This is a genomic window from Mucilaginibacter flavidus (genome assembly GCF_024055575.1).
Lineage (GTDB): Bacteria > Bacteroidota > Bacteroidia > Sphingobacteriales > Sphingobacteriaceae > Mucilaginibacter > Mucilaginibacter flavidus.
In genome coordinates this window covers 65843-91794 of sequence record NZ_JAMXOE010000013.1, presented here as the reverse complement: position 1 = coordinate 91794, position 25952 = coordinate 65843, and the positions used below count along the sequence as shown (strand labels likewise).

Sequence of the window (25952 nt, the reverse complement as noted above, 5' to 3'; positions counted from 1 at the left end):
TGATGTATCATGCTTAAAAAACAAAACTTCAACATACCCGGCGCCAAGGGCCGTGGCATGCTGATGGATTTAACTTATAAAACCTCGCTTAAAAACGCCCCGCTGGTAATTTTTGCCCATGGCTTCAATGGGTTTAAAGATTGGGGCGCGCATAACCTGGTAGCCAATTACTTTGCAGAACAGGGCTTCCGGTTTTTAAAATTCAACTTTTCGCACAACGGCACCACAGCTGATAAACCTGAAGATTTTGTCGATCTGATAGCTTTCGCTGACAATACTTTCACTATCGAACTGGAGGATTTAAAAGCGGTTATAGATTTTGCCTGCGGTGGTTCAGGTATCGCTGCAGCCAGTGGCGTTTATTTAATGGGGCACAGCATGGGCGGCGGCCTGTGCATTATTAAAGCAGCCGAAGACAGGCGGGTTAAAAAACTTGTTACCATGGCATCCATTTCCGGGTTCAGGAATTTATGGCCCAAGGAGATTGAGGAACAATGGCGATTAACCGGCATAACGTATATTGCCAACAAACGCACCGGGCAACAAATGCCCCTAAAGGTTAGCCTGCTTGATGATCTGGAACGCAACCCTGGTCGATTGGATATACTGGCGCATGCAGCTCAAATAACACAACCCTGGCTCATCGCCCATGGCGATGAAGATACGTCTGTCGTGTTGGCACATGCAGAAGAACTTAAAGCAGCCAATCCAAACGCTGAATTTTTAGTAATAACGGGTGGCGACCATGTATTTGGTGCAACACAACCCTATGCCGAACCGGAATTACCTGCTGAGCTGCTCGAGTTCTGCGAACAAACCGTTACTTTTTTAACAAAATAGTCAGCCAAATGCCACCATTGGTGTTTTATTGACTTAATGTAACAATTCGGCTTCAACCCGGTTGTAATAAAACGCCAGGTGTATATTTGGGCAGGTAATTTGATATTTATTTATGAGTTTAACCGGGGCGCGCAAAAAGGGAAAGAAGTTTTTAAACCCCATACCTACCGATGAGGTCGGGTTTGGTAAAATGATCCCGATACTTAAAGAATATTATAATAACAAAGCAGAGAATACCCCAAAAAAGCAGTTAGGTCCGTTTAAAACTGATGTGTCGGTATTTAACACCCCTCCTGCCACTGGTTTAAGGATTACATTGATTGGGCACTCGAGCCTGCTGATAGAAATTGACGGCAAACGCATCCTTACCGACCCGGTTTGGAGCGAAAGGGTGTCATTCAGTTCGTTCTTCGGGCCAAAGCGTTTTTTTGAGCCGCCGATTGCACTTGAAGATTTACCCCCGCTGGATGCCATCATTGTATCGCACGACCATTACGATCACCTGGATAAAAACACCATTAAGTATTTCGCCGGTAAACATGTCCCTTTTATTACATCCCTCAAGGTTGGGCAGCATTTGGTAAGCTGGGGGATCGAAAAAAACTTTATAAACGAACTGGATTGGGGCGACAGCACCATGCTTGGCGACGATTGCAATATTACGGCAACCCCGGCACGTCATTTTAGTGGTCGCGGTATTATAGGCCGCAACGAAACCCTTTGGTCGTCGTTTGTGATAAAAGGGCACACGCATAATATATTTTTCGGGGCCGATTCGGGTTGGTTTCCCGTTTTTAAAGAAATCGGTGAGACCTTTGGCCCTTTTGATTTAACCATGCTGGAGATTGGCGCTTACGGCCAATACTGGCCCGATATACACATGGGGCCTGACAATGCCTCGAACGCCCACCTTGCACTAAAAGGCAAACTGATGATGCCCATACACTGGGGAACGTTTAACCTTGCACCACACGCCTGGGATGAGCCCATTGAGCGCTTGTTGAAATACGCTAAAGAAAAGAATATTGACCTTTTTGTGCCGGAGCCGGGTATGCCTGCTGAGGTTAAACCGTTTGTTTCGGGCTGGTGAAAGAAATATCGTTGATTTTTTATATTTGACTGTGAAATAAGAAGTAAGCCATTTGAAAACTTGTTGTACCCAATATTTACAAAACAATAACTTAGGCCATCAAATAATATCACTCAACCACCGTAAAATAAATGAGTTTTTTTAAAAACATATTTCAAACAAAAGAGCCACCCATAAAATCAAACGAAGAGTTTTGGGATTGGTTCAAAAAAAATGAAAGCACTTTTGCAAAAGTTGTAAAGGAACAAAATGATATTGAAAACAACTTTTTTGCAAAACTTGCACCTAAGCTAAACGAACTTAAAGACGGCTTTTATTATTTAACGGGTATGTTTGACAAAAACACTGTTGAATTGGTTTTAACACCTGACGGGGTTATCAATAACATTGTGTTTGTTGAGGAACTTGTTAACGCAGCCCCCAAAATTGACGGCTGGCGATTTACAGCCTTAAAACCAGCGTTAGATATTACTGATGTGAGTATACAGATGGGCGGCTACAACTTTAGCAGCGAAAATATCAGCTTTTACCAGAACGACGATACAAACTTTCCTGACGAAATAGACATAACCATTGTTCACGATGATTTTAATGAACAAAACAAACCTGCCATTGCAAACGGGGTATACATCTTTTTAGATAATCTTCTAGGCGAATTAAACGCGATTACAACAATCGACCGCGTGGTTTTGGTTAGTAAAAAAGCTGCAAAAAAGCCACTTGTGCCGATAGGAAAATTAAAAGATTTTTTGGCATGGCGGCAAGCTGAATTTGTTGAAAAATATGAAGGGGTAAGGCATGATACCGAAAGCGATAGCTATTCGGGATTGGAGGCCAAATTGGCGAACGGGAATATGTTGCTGGCGATTATAAATATGGATTTGCTGGCCTGGGACCGTAAAGCTTCTCATCCCTGGATTTTAAATATCGAAATTAAGTATAACGGAGCCGGGACAAATGGTATGCCTGATAATGACACCTATCAGCTGTTGGAAAAGATTGAAGAAGAAATCACAAAAGAACTGAAAGACATTGACGGGTACCTAAATATCGGCCGGCAAACGGCCGATGGAGTAAGAGACATTTATTTTGCCTGTAAAGATTTCAGGCTGCCATCTAAAACAGCATATACAGCGCAGCAAAAACATTCAAGACAAATTGAGATCAGTTATGATATTTATAAAGATAAATACTGGCGATCATTCGATCACTTTGTCAATTAATTATGTCCTATTCGGCGAGTGGATAGCCTTTTGCAATCCAGTTCGTTTTTAAATTGGTTGACAGATTCAGCAGCTTTACGTTAGTGAACCCGGCTTTTGCAAGTTCGGAAAAGGCCGGCCGGATATTAGGGCATTTGGCAAAAGGGCAGCAACCGCAATAAACTACTATAGCTGTGTTTTTAGGTAGCGCCGCTACAGTACTCTTCAATTTTTCCATGTTTTTTGCATCGTTTACCGCGCCAATATGGGTTGCTGCTTTAATATCTTCTACCGCACCGATATTTAATATCAGGGGCAGGTTTGTTCCGCCGGTTTTTATTTGAGCTGCTAAAACGGAGGGCTCCAGTAATTGGCTATCAGTCCACGGGTTAGTTGCAGTCAGCGAAGGCGTAACGGGGTTGGAAATTTGTGCATTCGTTTTTAATGCCGCGAAAGATAAAACTATCAGTAAGCAAATGGTTAATGAATATATCTTTTTCATATTGAATATTAATCCTGACTTTTATACCAGCAAAGGTGGAGAAAAAAAGCATGAAAGAAGATAAAAAGGCTTACTGGGAAAATATATATCAAACAAAAAAAACAGAAGAGGTAAGCTGGACTCAGGCCGTTCCGCACAGTTCGCTCGGCTTTATTAAAAGCTTCAACCTGGCAAAAGATGCCAAAATTATTGATATTGGCGGTGGCGACAGCACCCTGGTTGATTATTTGCTAAAAGAAGGTTTCTCAGATATCACAGTGCTTGACATATCCGAAGCCGCTTTGGACAGGGCCCGGCTAAGGCTGGGCGAGAAAAGCAGGCAGGTAAAATGGATAGTATCTGACATTACAGATTTTAAGCCAAATGAACATTATGACCTTTGGCACGACAGGGCCACATTCCATTTTTTAACAGAGCGGAAACAAATTAAGCAGTACATTGCCTCGGCTGCGATGGCGATTAATAACTACATGATTATCGGCACGTTTTCAAAACAAGGCCCCGAAAAATGCAGTGGATTACATGTGAAACAATATTCAGAAACACTGCTACAACATACGCTAAGCAAACAGTTTAAGAAATTAAAATGCATTAGCGAAGACCATTTAACACCGTTTAAAACGATACAAAATTTTTTGTTTTGCAGCTTCAAAAAGCATCCGCTTAATGTCTGATGGCTTAAACAACCGTTATCAGCGGCCCGTAGTTTTGTGGCTTTAACCTGCCGAATGGTTTAAAATCTAATCCACGGTCTTTTAACGTCAACTCAAAATCTGCACAGCTTTCCTCAGCTACTGCTATCAGCAAACCGCCGCTGGTTTGCGGGTCGGCAAGTATGTAGCGCTGCTCGTCGGTTAGGGTGCCGATTTTATCGCCATAGCTGTTCCAGTTGCGTTGTGTGCCACCGGGAAAACATTTTTGGGCGAGGTACCACGGCAACGAAGCAATTACCGGCACTTTGTCAAACTCTATTTCAGCCGACAAACCGCTGCCTTCGCACATTTCGCTTAAATGGCCCAGCAGGCCAAAGCCTGTTACGTCGGTCATGGCTTTTACAAAACCCATGCTGCCAAAAAGTTCGCCCAGCTTATTCAGGGTGACCATGCTCCGCAAGGCTATGGCGGCGTCTTCGGGTTTAAGTACCCCTCGTTTTTGGGCTGTTGATAATATGCCAACGCCCAAAGCTTTGGTAAGGTATAACCTGCAACCGGCAATTGCGGTTGAGTTTTGTTTTAAGTTGGGGATATTCACCATGCCATTCACCGCAAGCCCAAACACAGGTTCGGGGCAGTCAATACTGTGGCCACCGGCAAGGGTTATACCGGCTTCGGCACAAACGGCACGCGAGCCTTCCAAAACTTTTTGCGCAACCTCTGGCGGCAGCTTATCTATCGGCCAGCCCAATATGGCAATAGCCAACACTGGTTTGCCACCCATCGCATAAACGTCGCTGATGGCATTTGCCGAGGCAATACGGCCGAAATCGTAGGCGTCATCCACTATCGGCATAAAAAAATCGGTGGTTGATATTAGCGCGGTACCGTTGCCTAAATCCAGTACTGCCGCGTCATCACGTTTATCGTTGCCAACCAGTAAACGGGCATCGGGTATAGCCGCTACCGGGCTGTGTAATATTTTATCGAGTATAGCCGGACTGATTTTGCAGCCACAACCTGCGCCGTGCGAATATTGGGTAAGTTTAATTGTCTCCATTAATGTTGAGTGACTCCCGGTTGATTAACCTGGCGTATAAATTTCAATAATATCTTTGAATTTTTGTCGGCATCCGTACTTTCAAGTTCCACCGGAAACACCTGTTCCGCATTGCGCTTAAGCAGGCCGCCACGGTATGTTTTATCGTAGTATACCAATACAAACCGGATAAAATCGGCCATGCGGTTTTCATTTATGGCGGCTATGGCGTGTTTGGTTTGTTCGGGGCCGAGGCGTTTGTGGATGCGTTGGGTACATTCAATTAAAAAATCTTTGTCGAGTTTCCCGTATTCATCAACCAGCATCGCGGTACGCTGTTCAACCCCTATCTTTAAATCAATCAAAACTGCATTACGCATCTGGCGCCAAAAAGGTGGAGGTACGGCACATTTGCCGATGGTGATACTCTCGTCCTCTACCCAAACACGATGCGCAGCGTCCATATCTTTTAGCAGAAAAGCAAAGTTATTTTCAAATTGTTCCTGGGTTGGCTGCACCAGCTTATTCATGGTACCATAAGATGATCCCTGGTGTTGGGCTAAATCTTCCAGGTCGATCACCTGTTCTCCGGCAATGCTGAGCTTATGCAATATTTTGGTTTTCCCCGAACCAGTCATCCCGCCTAAAATACAAAGTGGGTATTGCCTGTCGAATTGCTGGTGCGCCCAGCGGCGGTAGCTTTTGTAACCACCTTTGATGACCAATACCTCGAAGCCATACAAATCGAGCGCCCAGGCCATTGCCCCGCTGCGCATACCACCGCGCCAGCAGTGCACGGCTATTTTTTTGTCGGGAGCAATTTCCAGAGCGCGCTTTATAAACCCCGACCATTTGCCGCCAGTTAAATCAAATCCAAGTAAAATGGCTTCTTCACGACCAACCTGCTTGTAGGTTGTGCCGACTTTAACCCGCTCCTCGTTGCTAAACAACGGTACATTAAAAGCGCCAGGAATATGGCCCTTTTCAAATTCGGCAGGTGTGCGCACGTCAATTAAGGCCACAGGCGTGCTTAACTGCAGGAATTCGGAGATGCTGATTTGACGGGTCATTTGATTGGATAAAGATACGGGAGATTTTGGTTACCCTGTTGAATGTGCTAAAACTAATAAAGCCATCCTTACCCGGGATGGCTTTGAAGGTTTAATGTTCCCTTACAAGGACTCGAACCTCGACAGGCTGAACCAGAATCAGAAGTGCTACCATTACACCATAAGGGAATTTAAATAACGCGGAGGCCTGGTTCTCTCCGGCTGCAAATATACAAATTCTATGCGTTTATAAGGCTAGCCCCTGCCACTGTTTTGTAAAAACGCTCTTTCAAGCAATTCAAGGGCATAAAGAGCGTCGCTATAATCGCGGATATAAAAGCTAATCCATCCTGATTTTTTAAAAATATGGTGTTCTGTTGCCCGGCCTTCGGTCAATAATTGTTCTTTTGTTGTGCGGCTAAACCGCATATCAAGCAGGCCGTTACTGTGGATGTGCCCCAATTCCCGCCCGTTAAAATTAAATTGCAGCCCGCCGTATTTGTGTACGCTTTTATCAACGCCCGGCCATCTTAGTACCTCGCCCTCAATATCATCAATATACTTTGGCACCGGCGAAAGGGTTAGCAGTTCCCAAAATCTCAGTTGCGTGTCAAACAGCTGCGCCGCAAATGGCACCACCTTTAAAATGCCGAAATATTTTACAAAAAAGTTAAACATGATTTTAAGTTCTGAGTCGAAAGTCTGAAGTCCCGAGTCAAAAACACAATTTAATTAATATCAGCGACTTAAGACTTTCGACTCAAGACTATTGGCTCCCATCTCGCTCAACTCCTTAATATGCTCCATTACTCTTAAATGCACGTTGCGGGTAATACTTTCGGCCCAAATATCGTAATACCAAACCGGGAAAACGTATAGCCTGTACCAACTGTTACCGGTAAGCGTGGTAGTGCCGTCATGATTGTCTTTCAATAAAAACTGGCCGCGTAAAATGTCTATGTGGTTCATTATCTCCGGGTCCCGGGGCTGGTGGGTAACATCAAACGTAAGATTAACGCCTGGCTGATAGGTCGCTATTCTTTCATCAAAAATGTAACCGTTGCTAAAAATGCATTTGCGGCCGGCACCCTCATAATATCCCGTAACGGTCGACTCCACAGGGCTCGGCATCCCAATGCGGAACAACCAGTATTTATTTGGTTGCTTAATCCTTTTAAAAGCTACTACGTTTTTCCAAACCTTGTCGGGCGGGGCATTTACGGTGATGGTATCAGATACCATATTTTCGTAATGGTGAGTTGATAGCGAGTCGGCGACAAAAATAAATAGTAACGCCGCAATAATGCTTACGTTTAGTTTTTGATTGTTACGCTTGAACATACTGGCGCCAATAAAAGCGCCCATTACCATAAAGCCAAAAATAAGCGGCGAAACAATAAGCAGGCAAATAGAACCTTCGCCCAAAAATACCGCACTGGCGAAGGCGGCAATAAAAGTATTATAGATGACAAACAATGATAGCTTCCGCCCCGGCAACGCTAAATTCCGCCAAAACCAGGCGCTTATTATCCCCATCACCACCGGAACAATGATAAATTCGGAGAATACGAGCACGCCACTTTCAACCCAGGTATATTTGGTCAAGCCGATGACAGCCATGGCAAATACATGAGGCACCAAAAAACCCAGCCGTTTGGGGGTAAAAACTTCGTTCATTATATCTAGGTTATATTATTTCGAATTTTCAGTAATTTTTGAAATATATCATCATAAAAAAAATCTACTTAAAGATTTTTAAAACCGAACTCCAAAACCAGTTTTCATCTGCCTTAATCATAGTCTCAAGGGTTTTGTCGACGTTTTTGGCCAGTTTATTTATATCGGTAACCGATTTATTAAAGGTTTTAAAAGCGGGGTCTTTAGCATCTCCTTGTACTTTCGAAAGTTCGTCCAAAATTTTAATTACCGGGTCAAGCTCGCGTTTGCGGCGTTCTTTGGCCACCTGCCGGGCAATGTTCCACACGTCTTTATCGGCAAAAAAGTATTCTTTACGCTCGCCGGGCTTGTGCTGTTTTTCAACCAGGCCCCAGTTTATCAGGTCGCGCAAGGTCATGTTTGCATTGCCGCGCGATATACTGAGCGATTCCATGATCTCCTCTGTAGTTAAAGCTTCCGGGCTAATCAGCAGCAGGGCATGCACCTGGGCCATAGTGCGGTTGATGCCCCATTCAGAACCTAACTTGCCCCACGCCTCTATAAATTTCTGCCTTGCCTCGGTTAATTCCATACACAAAGGTATATATATTATCGAACTTTCAAAATATAATGAAAGTTTATTTTAAATTTAGTAATTCTGTCACGCTTGCCGCTGATATATCGTCAACATCTAATAAAATCGTTACCAAACCACCTTGGGCTTTGGTAATAAATAAACTAAATTTGATCACCAAATAAAACCAAACCAATAATTCATTAACTATTATAACCCGTTATGAAAACAGAAAACTTTTCGCGGCGCCGGTTTATCGGCACCGGTATGCTCGCGGCGGCAGGGATGGCCCTCGCCTCAAAAACATCGTTCGCCAACTCAATTTTTGCCGACAAACCAAATTCACTGATAAACGGCGTGCAAATCGGCGTTATTACCTATTCCTTCCGCAGTATGCCGGGCAGTGTTGAGCAGTTGTTGCAGTACTGCAAAGATTGCAATATTAACGCCATTGAGCTGATGGGCGATGCAGCCGAAGCCTATGCCGGCGCACCAAAGTATACAAGTGGCAGCACTGATTTTGCCGCTAAAATGGCCGACTGGCGCATGAATGCACCAATGGATAAGTTTGCAGAGATACGCAAAATGTACAACGATGCAGGCATTAAGATATACGCCTGGAAACCCAACGCACTTGGCTCAAAAAACACAGATGCCGAAATTAACTACGCATTTAACGCAGCCGGCGCCCTTGGCTGTACCCATGTTACTGTAGAATTGCCCGAAGATGATGAATTAACCCAGCGCCTGGGCGACAAAGCCACCGAGCATAAAATATATGTCGGCTATCATGCCCATACACAGGCTACTCCAACGTTATGGGACACGGCACTGCGTCAATCGGACTACAATGCCATTAACCTTGATATCGGGCACTATGTTGCGGGCACCAGCAGCAGCCCTGTAGACTTTATTCTGAAAAATAGCGACAGGATTGTGAGCATGCACATCAAAGACCGCAAATTTAAAAACGGGCCGAACGCGCCATGGGGCCAGGGCGATACACCGATCAAGGAAGTATTAGCGTTGATGAAAAAGAAAAAATATAAATTCCCGGCTACTATCGAGTTGGAATATAACATCCCTGCCGGCTCGGACGCGGTTAAGGAGGTTATTAAATGCCGCGAGTACGCTAAAAATGCTCTAGCTTAGTTTGACCCGATGCCTTTTGATTTGACAACTTTTAAAAAGTTGTCAAATCAATCGTGTATAATTTGCCCCTAATGGTTGTTTTTGTGCCAAATGAATTGTTATATTTGAATTATACCACAATAACCTATGAAAGAAGTTGCGATTTTAATTCATGAAGATGCCGTGCTGTCGACAGTGTCGGGAGCCATGGATATGTTTATCCATACCAACCGCCTGTTTAAAGAAACAGGCAAGGCGTTGCCTTTTAGAGTTAACCTGGTAGGCGAAACCCCGGAAAATAATTTCATGCGTAATCCCGAGCCCTATATCGGGTACAGCGATTTTAAGAGTGTAGCCCAGCCAGGTCTTATCATCGTTCCGGCATTTTATGGTGACAGGGGAACAACTCCGCAAAAGCATCAAAAACTTATCGATTGGGTAAGCAGCATGAACAAAAAAGGAGCAGAAGTGGCAAGCTTATGTTCAGGCAGCTACTTTTTGGCTGAAGCGGGCTTGCTTAATGGCCGCTCATGCACATCGCACTGGTTTGATAAGGATGATATTACCAGCCGCTATCCTGAAGTGAATTTCCTGTCGGACATGGTGATAACAGACGACAGGGGTATTTATACCAGCGGCGGCGCATTTTCGTCGTTAAACCTGGTATTGTACCTGCTGGATAAATTTCTGGGGCGCGATATCGGTGTTTGGGCCAGCAAGATGTTCAGCCTGGATATGGACAGGACGAGCCAATCGCACTTTGCGGTATTTAAAGGCCAGCACCAGCATAACGATGCTGATATATTGAAGGCTCAGCATTACATCGAACAAAACCACCAGCAACAGCTTAACATTGATGAAATTGCAGATCATACCAACATGAGCAAGCGTAATTTTATCCGCAGGTTTAAAAAAGCGACCCAAAACACCCCTTTTGAATACCTGCAGCGTGTAAAAATAGAGGCTGCCAAAAAAGCCCTCGAAAAAGGTGCGCAGAATATTAATATTTTGATGTACGATGCCGGCTATAACGATATTAAAACCTTCCGTGAGGTATTTAAAAAGATAACCGGCCTAACCCCGCAGGACTACCGTAAAAAATACAGCCGCGACATTCCCGAATACATAGGTGTTGATATTTATAGTAACAGCGGGATGCTTAATTAAAAAAAGAAGAGCCCCCGGAGGGCGGGAGCTCATTCTAACCAATTATAAACCTAAATTATGAAGAGTGGTTACAGGGGATGGATTCGAACCATCTCCGGGTAACCATCTCAATTGCAATTAAAAGATGTTTCCCCGGCAACCGGCCCCCTGTGCTGTAATGGTCAGTCATTACACTGGCAAATATAGAAACAATTTTAAATACTACAAAGTATATAGATTTAATAGGTATTATTTACATTGCTATTACATTTATAGGTAAACCGAGTATCCGGAAAAAAATTTAAGGCGTATTCTGGCCATACCTAATGGTAATTACGTGTTCTTAAACAGCGAATCTATCGTGTACTTGCCACCGCCCCAATACATAAATACAATAGCAAATAAACAAAACGACACCGCAATTGTGCCATCAAAGGTCTTGTTTCCTTCCACATTGGCTGTTAGCGTTATGATCAGTATAGTAAGGGCAACCAGCCCAGCGCCGAAACGGGTAAACAGGCCTAAAAAAACGAATAACCCACCAAAAAACTCGGCTCCTTTTGCTTCGAAAGCTATTATTAACGGAAGCGGGAAACGCATGTTGTTACCAACAAACAGGCTCTCAAAAAATTGGCGGTCGCCATTTGATGCAAACAACTCAAAAAAAACCTTTCCGTTTTTCATCATTACGTACCCGAACCAAACACGAAGAATGAGCAGGATAACATCCCAAAACGTATTGGTTTTAACAACCGGCTTGTTACGGTATACATCACTCATAATAGTCATTGGACAAAGGATTGCTTTTCCAACGCGCTTTAAATCAATAGCTTAAAGTTAAAGTATTGGACCAAAAAGACGCTAACCCTAAACGGGGGATTTAATTTGCAGCACACCGGAAATTTCGCCCATTTAATTCATTACGATAATTTAAATAGTTATGTGTTGTATTTTGCCGATATTTGATCGCTATTATTATTCATTCCTGCAGTAAAAAAAGCGCTATAAGTATATCTATTCCGCGGCAAATTACGTAAGAATGGTTATTGAAATTTAAACTAATTACTAGTTGATTTTAACTGCTTTTCGCTTTCATTGGAAAAAACAGGCGGATTTGATTAACTGATAGGACCTGTTGATTTAACTCAGGGAGTTAATCTGGCCTATCGGTTTATTTTATTGATTTTGAGGGGGGCGGTCGTGATTTGAAAAAAAATCCGACAAATGGAAGACCATTTTAAAAAAAGCACGCCCGAATTAAGGCTTCGGGCCTTTAGGGCAATTGACGAGCCGGAAACCTGTGAGCTATTTATTGAAGGGCACACAGCCGTTTTAACGAGTATTGGTGTTACAAAGGTTACCTCTTCAAAAAATGGGTGGGCAAAAAACCCTGCAGTTTTTGTAATAATTGTAGAATCGAAAGACGGGAAAACTTTATATGGAGGTGCAAGGGTACATGTTGCCGGCGGGTCTGAACCATTACCAATAGAGCAGGCAACAGGCACAATGGACCCCGGAATATTTAAACTTGTTTGGGATTTTTCAAAACAAGGTACCGGTGAAATTTGCGGGCTATGGAATTCGCACGAACTTGCCGGGTACGGAATAGGGACGCCATTGCTTATACGGACACTTATAGCAATTTCATCACAAATAGGGTTACAATCACTTTTTGCATTATGTGCACCATATACTGTAAAACCTGTTGTAAATTGCGGAATGGTGCTGGTAGATAATATCGGCAATAACGGAACCTTTTATTACCCTAAACTCGACCTTATTGCAACAGCCATGATTTTAAAAGATGTTTCGGATTTAAGCCTGGCTGCTGAGGAGGATAAGCTTGCAATAATGCAAATGCGGGCTAATCCCGATAGCTTAAGGATACATGAATTAAAGAAAAAAGAGATAACAATAGATTTTGAACTCGGTATCCCTCATCTTAACAGGTGGGATTTATTCCATACTATAGCAGCAGCAGAAAGTGCGTTTTTAGAATCAGAAATTCAAGAGGAAAGCATCAGTTTTTAATACCTTAACTTCATCATACCATGGCAAACAAACACTACGATATCAACTATCTGCAAAATTCAAGGCGACTGTTGCTAAACTTAAAAGAGCACTCTTATACTTTTTTTCAAAAGATAAACAGCGGAACTATTATCGACCTTGGGTGCGGGGCAGGGAATGATGTTATTGAACTGGCGAAAATAACGGGCAAGGATGTTAAAGTAATCGGCATCGACCACGACCCAGTGATGCTTCAACAGGCAAAAGAACAATCAAAAGAAGTCAGCAATGTTGATTTTATATTATCCGAGGCTTATCCTTTGCCATTCGGGGATGAAACAATATCGGGGCTAAGGACCGAACGGGTGATACAGCATCTGACTAACCCGGAGCAAGTAATAGGCGAAGTCAGCAGGATACTAAAAAAGGACTGCCCTTTAGTTATTATTGAAACCGATTGGAGCAGCTTATCTTTTTACACGAAGTTTGTTGATGTACAAAAAAAGGTAAATGCCTATTATACCGATGTCAAAATAAACAACGGTTTTGCGGCCGCAAAACTCGTCAGCTATTTACAGCAAAATAATTTCAGGAACATCCAATTTGAAATACATCCTTTTGTTACTGATAATTTAAAAACGGCAAACGAACTTTTCAAGATAGAGCAAATGATAACTGAGGCAGCCGAAAAAGGCCATATCCGGGAAGAGGACGGCCGGGCTTTCACCGACGCGTTGCAAAAAGCAGACGACGGGCACTATTTCGCCTGTTCTGTTAACCTTGTAATCGCGTCATGCATTAAATAATAACCAATATGGCTACGCATTTTTTCAGGTTATTAATTTGTCTTTCTTTCCTGTTTGTCAATACCCGGGCAAGCGCTGATGTAATCATCCATGAATCAGACGGAAGGATTATGATTGGCAGGCAAATTTCAGTATTGCAAAGCACACAGGAACTTACCTTTGCAGATGTAGTCCGGTCTGCAGGGTTCAAACAATACGATAAAGATGTCCCCAATCTTGGATTCTCTGCAGTTAGTACATGGTTACGGTTTACAGTTACCAATCAAACTAAAAACGCTGACCTGCTTTTGGATGTAGCTTACCCGATACTTGATGAAGTGGAGTTTTTTGCGCCGGACGCACAAAATCATTACCAGGGCATTTTAATGGGCGAGATCAGGAATTTCGATACCCGCCAATACCAGCACCCCGATTATATTTTCGACCTTAATGCCCCCTACAATACCAGCAAAACCTATTACCTGCGGATTAAAAGTTCCGAGCAATTGATCTTGCCAATATCGATAAACCAAAAAACCGATTTATGGCAATTCCTAAGTAAAGAAAACCAGTTGTCGGGGATCTTTTTAGGTGCGGTATTAATAATGTTTTTGTATAACCTTTTTATCTTTTTTACAGTTAAAGATAAAAGTTACCTGTACTATGTTACCTACGTTGCGTCGGTTGGCCTTACCCAGATTGGAATTAAAGGGTTTACCTTCCAATACTTGTGGGGGAATTTTCCCGCGTTTGAACTAAAAAGCGTAATACTTTTTGCCTGCCTGGGAGCGATAGCAGCGACCCTGTTTACCAGGTCGTTTCTCTCAACAAGGCAACGAGCCAGGAAATTTGATGTTGTCCTTATTATAGTTATCGTCCTGCTATCCACAGCGCTATTGCTTACACTTGCCGGCATGGTGCAAGTTGGCTTTCAACTTATGCAACTGTCGACCACTTTGTTTGCTTTTAGCATCCTGATCGTTTCTGCCATTGTGATGCGGAAGGGGTACCGGCCGGCTAAGTTCGTTTTCTTTTCGTGGTCAGTTTTACTTATAGGGGCCATCATATTTGCACTGAAAGATAACGGCGTTTTACCCTATAATACATTTACCAGCTATTCTATGCAGGGCGCCTCGGTAATAGAAATGGCCTTGCTATCCTTTGGTTTGGCCGACAGGATAAATATTTTAAAACGCGAAAAGGCAGAATCACAAGCCGAGGCCCTGAGTATTGCCATGGAGAATGAGCGTATAATAAGAGAACAGAATGTAATATTGGAACTAAAGGTGACGGAACGCACAACTGCATTAAGCGAATCAAACCTGGAACTGAACCAAACCCTTGAAGATTTAAAACAGGCCCAAAGCCAGCTGGTAGAGGCAGAAAAAATGGCTTCGCTGGGCCAGTTAACTGCAGGTATAGCTCACGAAATTAACAACCCGATAAATTTTGTTACCTCGAACATAAAGCCATTAAACCGCGACATTGAAATAATGCTGGAGGCACTCACGGTTATTGAAAATGTAGGCATATCAGATTCCTCACCGGCTGATAAACAAAAACAGATAAAAGAATATAAGGAAGAACTGGACTTTGATTACCTAACCCACGAAATAAAACATTTGGTAAAGGGAATAAACGAAGGCGCCACCCGTACTGCCGAAATTGTTAAAGGACTGAAAATATTTTCGCGGCTGGATGAGGACGATCTAAAGAAAGCCGATATTAATGAAGGGCTTGAATCGACAATGATTATTGCAAATAATATGCTGAACAAAATAAAGGTAATTAAACACTACGGCGATCTGCCAAAGGTAGAATGCTATGCCGGCAAGATGAACCAGGTGTTTTTGAATATTATCTCGAATGCAGTTTACGCAGTACATAAAAAATTCGGAGAGAACGAAGGTGGCGAAATAAACATTTTAACCAATCGCGACGAAAAAAATGTATTTATCACCATAAAAGACAATGGAATGGGTATGGATGACAAGACTCAGAAAAAGCTGTTTGAGCCTTTTTTTACTACTAAAGACGTGGGAGAGGGTACCGGCTTAGGGATGTCAATTGCATATAATACAATTAAAAAACATAATGGAACAATACGCGTTGACAGTATACCCGGCGAGGGAGCTGCGTTTGTTTTACAAATACCCATAAATCATTAAATATTGGGGACCGGCTAAAGCAAATCCTATATGATATTACACTTGTTAATACCATTAGGTTAATGCCCAGAGCCTGATAACCAGGCAAATGCTGACAGAAATCATTTATTTATACCGTCCCGATCATTTTTAATCGCTACATATCCGTTATATTTGATAGTAAATTGAAGTAAATTGGTTTACCTGTAAATCACCTAAACTGTAACACAGTGGCTGAGAAAATAAAAATTTTGTATGTAGATGACGAGCCTGGTAACCTTATAGGCTTTAAAGCATCATTTAGGGTGGATTATCATGTACTGACAGCGGTAAACATTCCACAGGCAATAAATTACCTGGACAATAATCCTGATATTAAAATTATTTTTTGCGATCAACGCATGCCCGGTAAAACCGGGGTTGATTTTTTTGAGGAGATCCGGATCAGCCACCCCCTTCCTGTTCGCATCCTGCTCACGGCTTATACGGATGTTGAATCAATAATTGAAGCTATAAACAGGGGCAACATATTCAGGTACGTAAAAAAACCGTGGGCCGAGGCCGACATCCTTTCATCGATAGATGAGGCCAATAAATTTTATACGGCCAACTCAATGCTAATGGTTAAAAATGAGGAGCTACAAAAAGCGTATGCCGAATTAACCAAGTTTGCCTATAGCGTTAGTCACGACATCAGGGGCCCGCTTTCGGGTATGCTGGGGGCCATCAACCTGGCGGGCGAGATCGACGATATTGAGGAGATAAAGGAGATGTTGTTTTTGATGGGAAAATCGTTGACAAAGCTCGATACTTATATTTTAAGTATGCACGACTACTATAGTTTACAAAGGGGTGAATTAAAAATAACAAATATTGATTTTAATAAAATTATTGATGATTTGAAAGCCATGTATATGGTGATTTCAAAATCAAATAAAATTGTGTTTACCACAACCGTCGACCAGGGAGAAGTTTTCAGGAGCGATGAGGTCCCGCTAAGGCTTATTCTTAATAATTTATTATCAAACGCGTTTAAATACCAGGATAAAAAAAGCACTAATAAATCTGTAGAAGTAAGTATCGAGGTGCATAAAAACCAGGCAATAATTTATGTAAAAGACACAGGTATTGGCATTTTGGGAAATCATATCGGGGAAATATTTGACTTGTTTTACCGCGCAAATTTCCAGGAGGCCGGATCGGGCTTTGGCTTGTACAATGTTAAAAGTGCAATACTAAAGTTAGGCGGCAATATCGAAGTTAACTCTGTTCTGCACAAGGGAACAACATTCAAAATAATAATTCCTTCTATCTGATGGATAAAGAATTTTCATTTATTATTATTGACGACAGCGAACTTGATTGCTTTGTTATTCAAAAGGTTATTGAGCGCGCTTTTAAAAATCTGGATATAATATCTTTTCAAAATGCAAATAATGCTCTTGAAGCAATAAAAGAGCAAGGCGTTAAGACCAAGCCTACTATCATTTTGCTTGATATACAGATGCCGCTAATGAACGGCTTTCAGTTTATCGAGGAGTTTGAAAAATTCAGCCCGCAAATACAGGATTGCTATACCGTTATTATACTATCTATCTTATCGGCAACAAGGGCCCCGGCTGATATACATACGGAATTTAATAAAAGAATAGTAGGGAGCATTATTGAAAAACCCTTTACAATTGAAAAACTGTTGTCGCTATTAAAAAACATGGGGTTAGCTGATGAAAAAATAGTTCTGTCAGGAAAGAAGCTTTTGCCGTAGTAAAAACTCCAGTTGTTCATTTGATACTTCCAGCTTTGCATTTGTCTCTTTTAACTGTAGTTTTTCCAGGTATTTTGCGTAGGCCGACTGTATAGTTAAATCCAGCTCTTCTTCATCCCACGGCTTTGCCAGGTAATGAAAAATTTTTCCTTTGTTAACCGCATCTACCACTGCATCCATATCCGCATAGCCCGTTAAAAGAATCCGCATCGGGTCGGGGTATTTTTCCAGTACTTTTTCTAAAAACTCAACGCCCGTCATTCCCGGCATGCGCTGGTCAGTGACAATAATATGCACCAAAGTTTTCTCCAATATTGCTAAGGCACCATCGCCGCTGAGTGCGGTAAGAACATTGTATTTAATCCTGAAAGTTGCCTTGAAAGAAAACAAATTGTTTTCCTCGTCATCTACATAAAGTATAGTTATTTTATCCGCCGACATGCTATTTAACTTATTATACAACTATAATACTAAGTTAACTATAATACTTTTATGTACCTAATATCCGTCTGTGTTTTGAAGTAAAACTGCTTACTCCCCGTTATCCTCTGTCTCCTTAATTTCATCATCTTTTTTGGCCTTGCCTAACCGTATTTTAGGGTTAGCCTGCGTACCGGTTATCGTCATCGGGATACCGAAAATACCAAATGGCGGCAGGCCCAGCCTGAATTGCAGGTTCAGCACATTATCAAAACTAACCTGACCCGAAAACTTTAACCGGAAGCCGGCCATACGCATTTTAGTTTGTTTTATGGTGATGATATTGTTGGCGATAGTAGTTTCGATATTCACTTTTTTGGCATCTCCGCTATCTATTTTATGGTCGGTTTCTTTGGCAACTGAGCCAAAAAGTTTAAACCCGTGGAAAGCTACTTTTTCGGCTGATAGCACACCGCCGCCTTTTATCGACGGATAAACGGGTTGCATATTGCTGTTTAACCTGCCGCTTAGCTTATAATCAAGGGATACCATGCCCTGCGCACTCTTTGCCGAGGTGGCCATATCGCGGAACAATTTTATTTGTTTGTAGGCCTTTTGTATATCGAAATGTTTGGCGCTGATGTGGTAATCAAATGTAGCTTTCTTTTCGCTCTGGCTGCTGTAAGTGGCATCCATGGTTACCGGGGCATCAATAATTGTAAAGCCTGTTTGCGTTAATACGATGTTGCCATTTGTGATGGCCATTTGCCCTTTGGCATCTTTAATATCGAGGCCGTTGTATTTAACGCTTTTTACATCGGCAGTAAAGGTTAAATCAAGCGTTTTAGGCACCATAATTACGCCAGATGTTGCCGCGCCGGGATGCCCGCTTTGGGTTGGCGAAGTACTAGCAAAGGCCATAAAATCATCAGCAATAAGTAATGGACTGCCAAAGTTTAAAGTCCCTTTAAGTACCGAGCCTGGCTTGGTGGCATACTCAATAACATTCGATATCGAACCGTTTAGGGAAATTGTTGATTTACCGTAGGTAGCTTTAAAGGCATCAAACATCATCTTGTCGTCCTTAAAGCTAAACAGGCCGTTATTAATTAAGAATGGTTTGGGGAACAGCGCCGATGTTACCGCCAGGTTTTTCACATCCATGGAACCGGAATTATGAAGCTTTGCATAATTGCCTGCCGCGGCGTCGCTCTGCCTGCCGTTTAATGACAGTTTGGTTTTTATCAGCCCGTGCACATTATAATCTTTAACGGCAAACACCTGGTAAATTTTGCCCACATCAAGCGTTCCCGATGAGTTTACTTTATAATTTATGTTATCAAAGTTTTTTAAATCGGCGCTAAACGCAAAAGGCTTGCCTTCAAACATAAACGATACCGGTTTGATAAGCACCTTCATCCCGGCCAGCGTGCCTGTGCTGTTGGTGATGTTGGTGTTTACCTGTATATTTTCAATTGGGTGCGGGTAATATTTTGTTTTTATCTGCCCATTTTGCAGGTTGATATTGATTTTAGTAACCGGGAATACTTTTTTAGCGGGTAGGTATTTGCCTTTTGTCTCCAAATTGGCCGCCAGGTTACCGGCCAATGAAACACCCAGGCTATCGATAGGATAAACTTTCCGGATATCTGCCATATTAAACTTAGCCTGTAAAGCAGCATCCATCGGGAAGCCGGGCGCCGCCGTCATTTTAAAATGGCCTTTTATAAAGTTTTCAAGCACGTTAGCATTCAAATCATTTATGGCGAAGCTGGTATGCTCATAATTGTTATCCGGGCAATCGGCGGTCATGTTAAAGCTGATATTTTTAACCGCCTCGGGTACGCTTGCATATTTGATATACCCGTTGCTGAAAGTTGATTTTACGCTGAATTTTGGGATGCTGGTAATAACCGTATCTACCCTTTTGTGTATAGTACCCGTGCGTTTTATGGCGGTAGTATACCTGCCCTGCGCCAGCATGTTTAAAGCAAACCGGCCCTTTAAATCCACCGCTTTTATGCCGAATGCCTTGTTCCATTTTTCAAGGTCGAGCTCGGTATTCAGCTTGGCGTAAATAAGTGGCTTTGACGCGCCTTTAATGTGGAGCACCGAGTTTAAATAATCCTTGCCCATGTTAAGGTGCAACGAATCCAAATTAACCTGTAAACTATCAGGGTCCAGGCCAGGCAACTGGGTGTCAAAATCCATATACAGGTTGCTGATGGGCGACGGTGCTTTTTTATTGTTGATATAGCCGTCGCGTATCTTAATGTTAAGGCTTAAACTGGGCAGGGTGCTGTCGGCTGCATTGTAAAGACCGGCCAGCTTTAGCTTAATATTGCCGTTGCCTTTTACCTCGGTATTATCCAGCCGTTTTAAGTATTCTGGCGGAAGTGCGCTTACAATATCCTCCAGCCGGCTGTCTTGCGAGTTTATGGCAAAATCCATACTATAGCCAGTCTTTAAAAACGCAAACTTGCCTATAAAATTAACAGGCAGCTTATTCAGCAGCAGGTCGTTTTTCTGGAAAAAGAATGCCAGCGATTTGGTGTTTATCTCGGTTACCAAATCGGCATTCAGCGTTTTGTTGATTACATAAGGCACGTCAAAATAATAAAAATCAACCGACTTCATTTCGGTGTGGGTATAAAGATCGAACACATCCTTGCTCAAATCCCCCTTGCCCGAGTAGCTTATCCCTCGCGCCACAAACTTCATGGGCAGCGAGCGGTCATTATAAACCAGCCGGCTGTTTTCAATTAATATCTGGTTAATACCTAATGATGCACTGCCGGTATCCGTTGGGGCTGCGTTATTGCCTTTGCCTTTATAAACGTTGTAGTTCACATGGCCGGCAGTGTCAGACTGGATATTTATAAAAGCATCGCTCAAAAATACTTTGTTAATCGTCAGCTTTTTTTCAAACAGGGTGGTCAAATCAATCCCGAATGAAACCTCTTTGGCGGCGACAAGTGTGTCTTTATCAAAGGGCGCGCTTCCGTGCAGGTCGAGGTCGTATAAAGTAAGGGTAAGGTTTGGAAAATGCTTAAAAAACGACAGGCTTGTTTTGGAAAAATCCAGCTTGCCATTAATGCTCCCGTTTGCAAATTGCTTTATTTTATTGCTTACCGTTTGCGGGAACAGCCAGGGCAACGCAAATAAAAGAATAAGCAGCGAACCGATAGTAATGCCGGTTATTTTCAGCGTTTTGAATATGACTTTTTTGGCGGATAGGCTCATAAATATCAATTGTGAAGGGCAATTAAAGATTGACACAAACCCTATCATGGATTCGGTACTGCAAAATAACTAAACAATATGGAATTTTTTGGATGGAAGGGTGATATTTAACGGCAGGTTAATATGACAGAGGATGAGGGTTTTTTATTGTGTTGAAATTAGAAAAGGAAACAGCCGCAATTTCAATTACTCCATTCGCATTGTAACTTTAGCAAACCGGCGCAACGATTGGGAGATAAAAATAATTCATTGCCGTCGGCTTTAGCCGACGGACTGCAAGAACGCATCATTCGGCTTTAGCCAAATTACGATATGCATGTTAAATCGGTTATAAGCATTTGAATAGGTACATGGTAAACCACGCTAAAATATTTTATATTTAACATTATAAATTTAACCTGTCACACTATGTCATTTGTAAAAATATGGGTGCATTTGGTGTTTGCTACTAAAAACAGAGAACCCTATTTGAAAAAAGAAATCAGGAATGATGTTTATAAGCATATTTCTGAAAATTGTTTGGAAAAGGGCATTTTTTTACAAGCCATTAATGGGCATAAAGAACATATTCACTGCCTTATTTCATTAGGAAAAGATCAAACAATAGCAAAGGTTAGCCAACTCATAAAAGGTGAATCGTCGTTTTGGATTAATCAAAATAAAATGATTGCCGAAAAGTTTAGCTGGCAGGATGATTATTTCGCGGTTTCGATAAGTGAGTCACAGGTGCCAGCGGTAATTGGTTATATCAAAGGCCAGGAAAAACATCATTCAAAAAAGTCATTTGATGCCGAGGTTGATGAGTTTATGACAAAGTATGGGTGGGAATTAATAAAGGGGTAGTTCGCTACACTTTCGTGGGATGACCGGTCGCCCGGTTATTTTGGCTAAAGCCAATTTGGGGAATTATATTATCCGTTGGCTAAAGCCAACGGCAATGAAGTTGAAATAACGGTGGAATTTATAAGGGATTAATGTGAAATGTAATCCCTGGCTAGCCGGTTGTAAGGCTATTTTGGCTAAAGCCAATCTTTCGTTTTTACTACCCGTTGGGTAAAGCCAACGGCAATGAAGTTAAGGGTTTTCTTATAAAAGCAAAATGGGGCTTTAGCCAAATTCCGCTAAACATCCCCATCAAAGTGTCCTAGATATTTTGTTTATATTATAACAGCGCCAACTCGACGTCTTCGCTTTTTACCTCGGCTGTTTTAGCCAGGTGCGAAACTTTTAAATCTTTAGTAGTTAAGTTAGCTGTGATGTTTGCTTTCAGGCTGCCTTCATTAACATCGCCGGTTAAGTTAGCTTTTGCATTGTCGTTAACTTTAACGTTAGCAGAGAATGTATCCATATTTAATTGAGCCGATGCATTGTTGTAAAGTTCGACGTCAAGGTTGATGGCAGATAATTTTCCGAATGATTTTACAGTTGCGTTATCGTATGCGCTTAGTTTTGCCAATTGGTTAGCAGTAACCCAAACGGTTAATTTTTGTGTGCTGTATGATGCAATGCGCAACACGCCTTTGTCATCCTGAACCAATGCATTGTTTGAGTAGTAGTTGTTGTAAACTTTTACCTGGTCGGCAGTACCGGCTGATACGTAAAGCTCAACATTACCGCGAATTTCGATTTCGCTGATATTGCTTACGTTGGTTAAAGTAGTGGTGGCGGCTCCTTCGGTTTTACCGGTTGCTGCTTTTGCTGATTGGTTGAAACCTAATATAGTGGCTGTTAAAAGGGCGATGGTTAGTATTGTAGTTTTCATGACTGTATGTTTTAGCGGTTAAATTTTTTGTTTGTTTGTTGTTTTCAATGACCAAAGGAACAGCGATTTTTTCACCCCGTAAAACTTATTAGACCACAGGCGCACCAATGTAGACATACAAGCTTTTTTACCCGTCGAACCCTTTTTTGCCTGTTTATCCCTGTTTTTTACCCATTTATACATCAAAACAGGGGGTTTATCGGTGTTTCAGGGCAGGTTGTCGGTTATAGCGGCTAAGTCTCAGCAATTTACCTGTTGATTTTACACTTCTTAAAATATTTTAAAAAGTATCGGATTTTTTATAAATCGCTTATATTTACTACCTCAATCCAACCTAATTTTATTTGTATGCGATATTTTCTTGTGGCTGTAATGGCAGCCTTTTGCTTAAGTGTAGCCGCCAAGCCTGTTGACGAGCCAAAGTTTAATACCCGCGACCTCAGTATTACCTGGGAGGCGCTGCAAAACGATAGCCCCAAAAAGGGGCAGGCACTAAACGCAATTACCATCACCAACAATGGTAAGGCGACATTCCCGGCTACCGGCTGGAAAATGTATTTTAACTCGGCCCGTCTAATTGCCGAACAAACCGTTACCGGCAATGCCACCATTAAATTTGTGAACGGCGACTTATTCAGCCTCACGCCAACCGCAACATTTACCGATTTAAAACCCGGTCAGTCGGTACGCATAGAGTTTATCGACGAAGACCCGGTAATTACCATAACCGATGGCCCTGAAGGCTTTTATGTAGTTTGGGATAACCAGCCCGATAAAGGCTACAATACCGGCGCGTTTACTATCAAACCATTTAAGCCAAACTATGCGGGCTTAATTACCCCGGCAATAGTTTACGACCAGAATAAAATCATTACCGATGTACCGGAGACGCAGTTGACTAAGGTGTTTCCTACGCCCGTGAGTTATAAGGAAGGCGATGAATCGGGAAACAAGGGCTATTTTGTTTTAGATAAAGGAGTGACGTTTAATACCCTTGAAATCAAAGCTAGTAAGGTTCAAGGCAACTTTGAACCAGAATTCAATTATTTAAAAAGCTATTTCGAAAACATCCTTGGTGAAAAATTATATCACGATCCAAAATCGAGTAGCCTGAAAGTTCTAAACATTAATCGGGTAGAAGGATTTGGAGCAGAGGGTTATCATTTAACTGTATCAAGTTCGTCAATTATCATTGAGGCTTCTACCTCCGCAGGGGCATTCTATGCTATTCAATCTTTAAAAACGCTAATACCACCATCCGCACTTGCTCGTCATCAAAAGCAAATTCAAATACCTTACTGTGAAGTAAAAGATGAGCCCCGTTTCGCCTACCGTGCTTTTATGCTCGATGTTGGCCGCAACTTTCAGCCTAAAAAAGAAATCTTCCGCGTGCTTGATGTGCTAGCGCTGTATAAAATAAATGTGTTCCACATGCACCTTACCGAGGATGAGGGCTGGCGTTTGGAGATACCATCGCTACCTGAATTGACCGAAGTTGGCGGTCGTCGCGGGCATTCGCTGGACAGCAAGCATTTTCTGCCTGCCTCACACGGCTCAGGCGGCGAGTTGGACAACAAAACCGGCACCGGCTTTTATACCCGCGCTGATTTTATCGAGATATTAAAATATGCCGATAAGCTGCATATTATGGTGATGCCCGAAATTGAGGCCCCCGGCCACGCCCGTGCAGCCATAAAATCGATGAACGCCCGGTACGATAGGTTAATGGCCGAAGGCAAAAAAGCCGAGGCCGAAAAGTATTTGTTATACGATGCCGGTGATAAATCAGCATACAGCACGGCGCAATACTGGACGGATAATGTAATTGACGTATCCCTGCCATCAACCTATAACTTTGTGGAGACGGTTATCAGCGATATTGTGAGCATGTACAAAGATGCCGGCGTCCCCTTAAAAACCATTAACTGGGGTGGTGATGAAGTGCCTGCCCATGTTTGGGAAAAATCGCCGGCTTACCTGGCGCTTAAAGCTACCCACCCCGAAATAAAAAGCACCGCCGATTTATGGTATTACTTTTATGGCCGTGTTAACCAGCTGATAAAAGCAAAAGGGCTTTATCTCTCAGGATGGGAAGAAATGGCGCTGCGCAAAACCGCGCTGGACGGGCAGCCTTTTTATGTTCCTAATCCCGATTTTATGCCCGAGCACCTGCAGGCCGAAGTATGGAACAATACACTTGGCGGCGGCATCGAGGATTTGGCCTATAAGCTGGCCAATGCCGGTTACAAAACCGTATTGACGCCAGTTACCAATTTGTATTTCGACATGGCGCACTACAAATCATTCGATGAGCCGGGCTATTATTGGGGTGCGTTTTCTGATATCGACAAACCTTTCTCGTTTATTCCGTTCGATTATTTTAAAAACGCAAAGGTCGACAGGGATGGCCTGCCGCTCAACCGTAATATCTTTATTGGCAAACAACGCCTTACCGAATATGGCAAAAGTAATATCCTCGGTATCCAGAGTGCCGTTTGGGGTGAGAACATAAAAAGCACCGAACGTTTGGAATATATGCTGCTGCCCCGCCTGTTAGGCTTTGCCGAGCGGGCTTGGGCTAAAGACCCTGATTGGGCAACCGAGAAAAACACCGCAAAAAGCGATTCGCTGTACAATATTGCCTGGTCGAACTTTTTAAATGTGCTGGGCAAACGCGAGTTGCCCAGGTTGAGCTATTTTAACGGCGGCTATAATTACCGAGTTCCCAAGCCGGGGGTTGTGTTACAGGATGGAAAGTATGCAGCGAATGTGCAATTTCCGGGCTTAATTATCAGGTATACCACCAATGGCAAAGACCCCGATGAAAAAAGCAAACCGTATAACGATGCTGTTACAAACGATGGAAATGTAATAAAGTTCCGAGCTTTTGATACTAAAGGGCGTGGTGGTAACGTTTCAGAGGCTGTTACTCCCTAAC

The 25952-nt window shown here is 42.5% G+C and carries 23 protein-coding genes and 1 tRNA gene; 13 read left to right on the top strand and 11 right to left on the bottom strand.

The window, feature by feature from the left end; genetic code table 11:
- Window positions 1-9 precede the first annotated feature (9 nt).
- The 3 genes from NAF19_RS18515 to NAF19_RS18505 all read left to right on the top strand — a co-directional run bounded on the left by NAF19_RS18515 (window position 10) and on the right by NAF19_RS18505 (window position 3153).
- Entirely contained in the window at window positions 10-840 is an 831-nt protein-coding gene (locus tag NAF19_RS18515) for an alpha/beta hydrolase family protein (RefSeq protein WP_252791818.1), read from the top strand.
- A 112-nt stretch (window positions 841-952) separates the two neighbouring features.
- Window positions 953-1930 (top strand): MBL fold metallo-hydrolase, encoded by a 978-nt coding sequence (locus tag NAF19_RS18510; protein WP_252791817.1) that lies wholly within the window; start codon window positions 953-955, stop codon window positions 1928-1930.
- Between the two features lie 131 nt (window positions 1931-2061).
- Window positions 2062-3153 (top strand): DUF695 domain-containing protein, encoded by a 1092-nt coding sequence (locus NAF19_RS18505; protein WP_252791816.1) that lies wholly within the window; start codon window positions 2062-2064, stop codon window positions 3151-3153.
- 7 nt (window positions 3154-3160) lie between these two features.
- Here NAF19_RS18505 and NAF19_RS18500 read toward each other — a convergent pair whose 3' ends face one another.
- A complete protein-coding gene (locus NAF19_RS18500) occupies window positions 3161-3634 on the bottom strand; it encodes a rhodanese-like domain-containing protein (RefSeq protein WP_252791815.1) in 474 nt (157 codons plus the stop codon).
- A 50-nt stretch (window positions 3635-3684) separates the two neighbouring features.
- Between NAF19_RS18500 and NAF19_RS18495 the strand changes: the two genes are divergently transcribed.
- Window positions 3685-4308, top strand: a complete 624-nt coding sequence (locus NAF19_RS18495; RefSeq protein ID WP_252791814.1) for a class I SAM-dependent methyltransferase — start codon at window positions 3685-3687, stop codon at window positions 4306-4308.
- A gap of 4 nt (window positions 4309-4312) precedes the next feature.
- Here NAF19_RS18495 and selD read toward each other — a convergent pair whose 3' ends face one another.
- The 6 genes from selD to NAF19_RS18465 all read right to left on the bottom strand — a co-directional run bounded on the left by selD (window position 4313) and on the right by NAF19_RS18465 (window position 8623).
- Window positions 4313-5347, bottom strand: coding sequence for a selenide, water dikinase SelD (gene selD / locus NAF19_RS18490; protein ID WP_252791813.1), 1035 nt, complete (start codon window positions 5345-5347; stop codon window positions 4313-4315).
- Complete coding sequence (mnmH, locus tag NAF19_RS18485; RefSeq protein WP_252791812.1) at window positions 5347-6396, bottom strand: tRNA 2-selenouridine(34) synthase MnmH; 1050 nt, start codon at window positions 6394-6396, stop codon at window positions 5347-5349. Before mnmH ends, selD begins: the two co-directional genes overlap by 1 nt.
- 97 nt (window positions 6397-6493) lie before the next feature.
- Window positions 6494-6564: transfer RNA gene (locus NAF19_RS18480), tRNA-Gln, on the bottom strand.
- A gap of 66 nt (window positions 6565-6630) precedes the next feature.
- The gene (locus tag NAF19_RS18475) at window positions 6631-7053 is read right to left on the bottom strand and encodes a luciferase domain-containing protein (RefSeq protein ID WP_252791811.1); all 423 of its coding nucleotides are present in this window, start codon (window positions 7051-7053) and stop codon (window positions 6631-6633) included.
- 60 nt (window positions 7054-7113) lie between these two features.
- Entirely contained in the window at window positions 7114-8052 is a 939-nt protein-coding gene (locus NAF19_RS18470) for an SRPBCC family protein (protein ID WP_252791810.1), read from the bottom strand.
- A gap of 64 nt (window positions 8053-8116) precedes the next feature.
- Complete coding sequence (locus tag NAF19_RS18465) at window positions 8117-8623, bottom strand: GbsR/MarR family transcriptional regulator (protein ID WP_252791809.1); 507 nt, start codon at window positions 8621-8623, stop codon at window positions 8117-8119.
- A 204-nt stretch (window positions 8624-8827) separates the two neighbouring features.
- Here NAF19_RS18465 and NAF19_RS18460 point away from each other — a divergent pair, with 204 nt between their 5' ends.
- Together NAF19_RS18460 and NAF19_RS18455 are read left to right on the top strand one after the other, a co-directional pair.
- Complete coding sequence (locus NAF19_RS18460) at window positions 8828-9757, top strand: sugar phosphate isomerase/epimerase family protein (RefSeq protein WP_252791808.1); 930 nt, start codon at window positions 8828-8830, stop codon at window positions 9755-9757.
- 126 nt (window positions 9758-9883) lie between these two features.
- A complete protein-coding gene (locus NAF19_RS18455) occupies window positions 9884-10903 on the top strand; it encodes a GlxA family transcriptional regulator (protein WP_252791807.1) in 1020 nt (339 codons plus the stop codon).
- 312 nt (window positions 10904-11215) lie between these two features.
- Here the strand turns inward: NAF19_RS18455 and NAF19_RS18450 are convergent, their stop codons facing one another.
- A complete protein-coding gene (locus NAF19_RS18450) occupies window positions 11216-11662 on the bottom strand; it encodes a DoxX family protein (RefSeq protein WP_252791806.1) in 447 nt (148 codons plus the stop codon).
- 444 nt (window positions 11663-12106) lie between these two features.
- On the opposite strand from NAF19_RS18450, the gene NAF19_RS18445 reads away from it, so the two are divergent.
- The 5 genes from NAF19_RS18445 to NAF19_RS18425 all read left to right on the top strand — a co-directional run bounded on the left by NAF19_RS18445 (window position 12107) and on the right by NAF19_RS18425 (window position 17589).
- On the top strand, window positions 12107-12913 hold the full coding sequence (locus NAF19_RS18445; protein ID WP_252791805.1) for a hypothetical protein: 807 nt from the start codon (window positions 12107-12109) through the stop codon (window positions 12911-12913).
- 20 nt (window positions 12914-12933) lie between these two features.
- Window positions 12934-13698, top strand: a complete 765-nt coding sequence (locus tag NAF19_RS18440; RefSeq protein WP_252791804.1) for a methyltransferase domain-containing protein — start codon at window positions 12934-12936, stop codon at window positions 13696-13698.
- 8 nt (window positions 13699-13706) lie between these two features.
- Complete coding sequence (locus NAF19_RS18435; protein WP_252791803.1) at window positions 13707-15845, top strand: sensor histidine kinase; 2139 nt, start codon at window positions 13707-13709, stop codon at window positions 15843-15845.
- A gap of 209 nt (window positions 15846-16054) precedes the next feature.
- Window positions 16055-17140: a hybrid sensor histidine kinase/response regulator gene (locus NAF19_RS18430; protein ID WP_252791802.1), complete on the top strand. Its 1086-nt coding sequence runs from the start codon at window positions 16055-16057 to the stop codon at window positions 17138-17140.
- A complete protein-coding gene (locus NAF19_RS18425; protein ID WP_252791801.1) occupies window positions 17140-17589 on the top strand; it encodes a response regulator in 450 nt (149 codons plus the stop codon). Before NAF19_RS18430 ends, NAF19_RS18425 begins: the two co-directional genes overlap by 1 nt.
- Here NAF19_RS18425 and NAF19_RS18420 read toward each other — a convergent pair.
- Both NAF19_RS18420 and NAF19_RS18415 read right to left on the bottom strand, forming a co-directional pair.
- On the bottom strand, window positions 17566-18030 hold the full coding sequence (locus NAF19_RS18420) for a response regulator (RefSeq protein WP_252791800.1): 465 nt from the start codon (window positions 18028-18030) through the stop codon (window positions 17566-17568). The genes NAF19_RS18425 and NAF19_RS18420 overlap by 24 nt on opposite strands.
- A 90-nt stretch (window positions 18031-18120) precedes the next feature.
- Window positions 18121-21252 (bottom strand): AsmA family protein, encoded by a 3132-nt coding sequence (locus tag NAF19_RS18415; protein WP_252791799.1) that lies wholly within the window; start codon window positions 21250-21252, stop codon window positions 18121-18123.
- A 408-nt stretch (window positions 21253-21660) separates the two neighbouring features.
- Here NAF19_RS18415 and tnpA point away from each other — a divergent pair, with 408 nt between their 5' ends.
- Window positions 21661-22095: an IS200/IS605 family transposase gene (gene tnpA / locus NAF19_RS18410; protein WP_252791798.1), complete on the top strand. Its 435-nt coding sequence runs from the start codon at window positions 21661-21663 to the stop codon at window positions 22093-22095.
- A gap of 319 nt (window positions 22096-22414) precedes the next feature.
- Here the strand turns inward: tnpA and NAF19_RS18405 are convergent, their stop codons facing one another.
- Entirely contained in the window at window positions 22415-23014 is a 600-nt protein-coding gene (locus tag NAF19_RS18405) for a GIN domain-containing protein (RefSeq protein WP_252791797.1), read from the bottom strand.
- Window positions 23015-23362: 348 nt separating this feature from the next.
- Between NAF19_RS18405 and NAF19_RS18400 the strand changes: the two genes are divergently transcribed.
- Entirely contained in the window at window positions 23363-25951 is a 2589-nt protein-coding gene (locus NAF19_RS18400; protein ID WP_252791796.1) for a family 20 glycosylhydrolase, read from the top strand.
- Window position 25952: the final 1 nt, after the last annotated feature.

Bases quoted from the DNA above. Each gene is read 5' to 3' on its own strand.
- NAF19_RS18515 (WP_252791818.1), top strand. From the start codon at position 10: ATGCTTAAAAAACAAAACTTCAACATACCCGGCGCCAAGGGCCGTGGC.
- NAF19_RS18400 (WP_252791796.1), top strand. From the start codon at position 23,363: ATGCGATATTTTCTTGTGGCTGTAATGGCAGCCTTTTGCTTAAGTGTA.
- NAF19_RS18500 (WP_252791815.1), bottom strand. From the start codon at position 3,634: ATGAAAAAGATATATTCATTAACCATTTGCTTACTGATAGTTTTATCT.
- NAF19_RS18505 (WP_252791816.1), top strand. From the start codon at position 2,062: ATGAGTTTTTTTAAAAACATATTTCAAACAAAAGAGCCACCCATAAAA.
- NAF19_RS18445 (WP_252791805.1), top strand. From the start codon at position 12,107: ATGGAAGACCATTTTAAAAAAAGCACGCCCGAATTAAGGCTTCGGGCC.
- NAF19_RS18450 (WP_252791806.1), bottom strand. From the start codon at position 11,662: ATGAGTGATGTATACCGTAACAAGCCGGTTGTTAAAACCAATACGTTT.
- NAF19_RS18510 (WP_252791817.1), top strand. From the start codon at position 953: ATGAGTTTAACCGGGGCGCGCAAAAAGGGAAAGAAGTTTTTAAACCCC.
- NAF19_RS18425 (WP_252791801.1), top strand. From the start codon at position 17,140: ATGGATAAAGAATTTTCATTTATTATTATTGACGACAGCGAACTTGAT.
- NAF19_RS18405 (WP_252791797.1), bottom strand. From the start codon at position 23,014: ATGAAAACTACAATACTAACCATCGCCCTTTTAACAGCCACTATATTA.
- NAF19_RS18435 (WP_252791803.1), top strand. From the start codon at position 13,707: ATGGCTACGCATTTTTTCAGGTTATTAATTTGTCTTTCTTTCCTGTTT.
- NAF19_RS18460 (WP_252791808.1), top strand. From the start codon at position 8,828: ATGAAAACAGAAAACTTTTCGCGGCGCCGGTTTATCGGCACCGGTATG.
- NAF19_RS18420 (WP_252791800.1), bottom strand. From the start codon at position 18,030: ATGTCGGCGGATAAAATAACTATACTTTATGTAGATGACGAGGAAAAC.
- selD (WP_252791813.1), bottom strand. From the start codon at position 5,347: ATGGAGACAATTAAACTTACCCAATATTCGCACGGCGCAGGTTGTGGC.
- NAF19_RS18465 (WP_252791809.1), bottom strand. From the start codon at position 8,623: ATGGAATTAACCGAGGCAAGGCAGAAATTTATAGAGGCGTGGGGCAAG.
- NAF19_RS18455 (WP_252791807.1), top strand. From the start codon at position 9,884: ATGAAAGAAGTTGCGATTTTAATTCATGAAGATGCCGTGCTGTCGACA.
- NAF19_RS18475 (WP_252791811.1), bottom strand. From the start codon at position 7,053: ATGTTTAACTTTTTTGTAAAATATTTCGGCATTTTAAAGGTGGTGCCA.
- NAF19_RS18415 (WP_252791799.1), bottom strand. From the start codon at position 21,252: ATGAGCCTATCCGCCAAAAAAGTCATATTCAAAACGCTGAAAATAACC.
- tnpA (WP_252791798.1), top strand. From the start codon at position 21,661: ATGTCATTTGTAAAAATATGGGTGCATTTGGTGTTTGCTACTAAAAAC.
- NAF19_RS18470 (WP_252791810.1), bottom strand. From the start codon at position 8,052: ATGAACGAAGTTTTTACCCCCAAACGGCTGGGTTTTTTGGTGCCTCAT.
- mnmH (WP_252791812.1), bottom strand. From the start codon at position 6,396: ATGACCCGTCAAATCAGCATCTCCGAATTCCTGCAGTTAAGCACGCCT.
- NAF19_RS18495 (WP_252791814.1), top strand. From the start codon at position 3,685: ATGAAAGAAGATAAAAAGGCTTACTGGGAAAATATATATCAAACAAAA.
- NAF19_RS18440 (WP_252791804.1), top strand. From the start codon at position 12,934: ATGGCAAACAAACACTACGATATCAACTATCTGCAAAATTCAAGGCGA.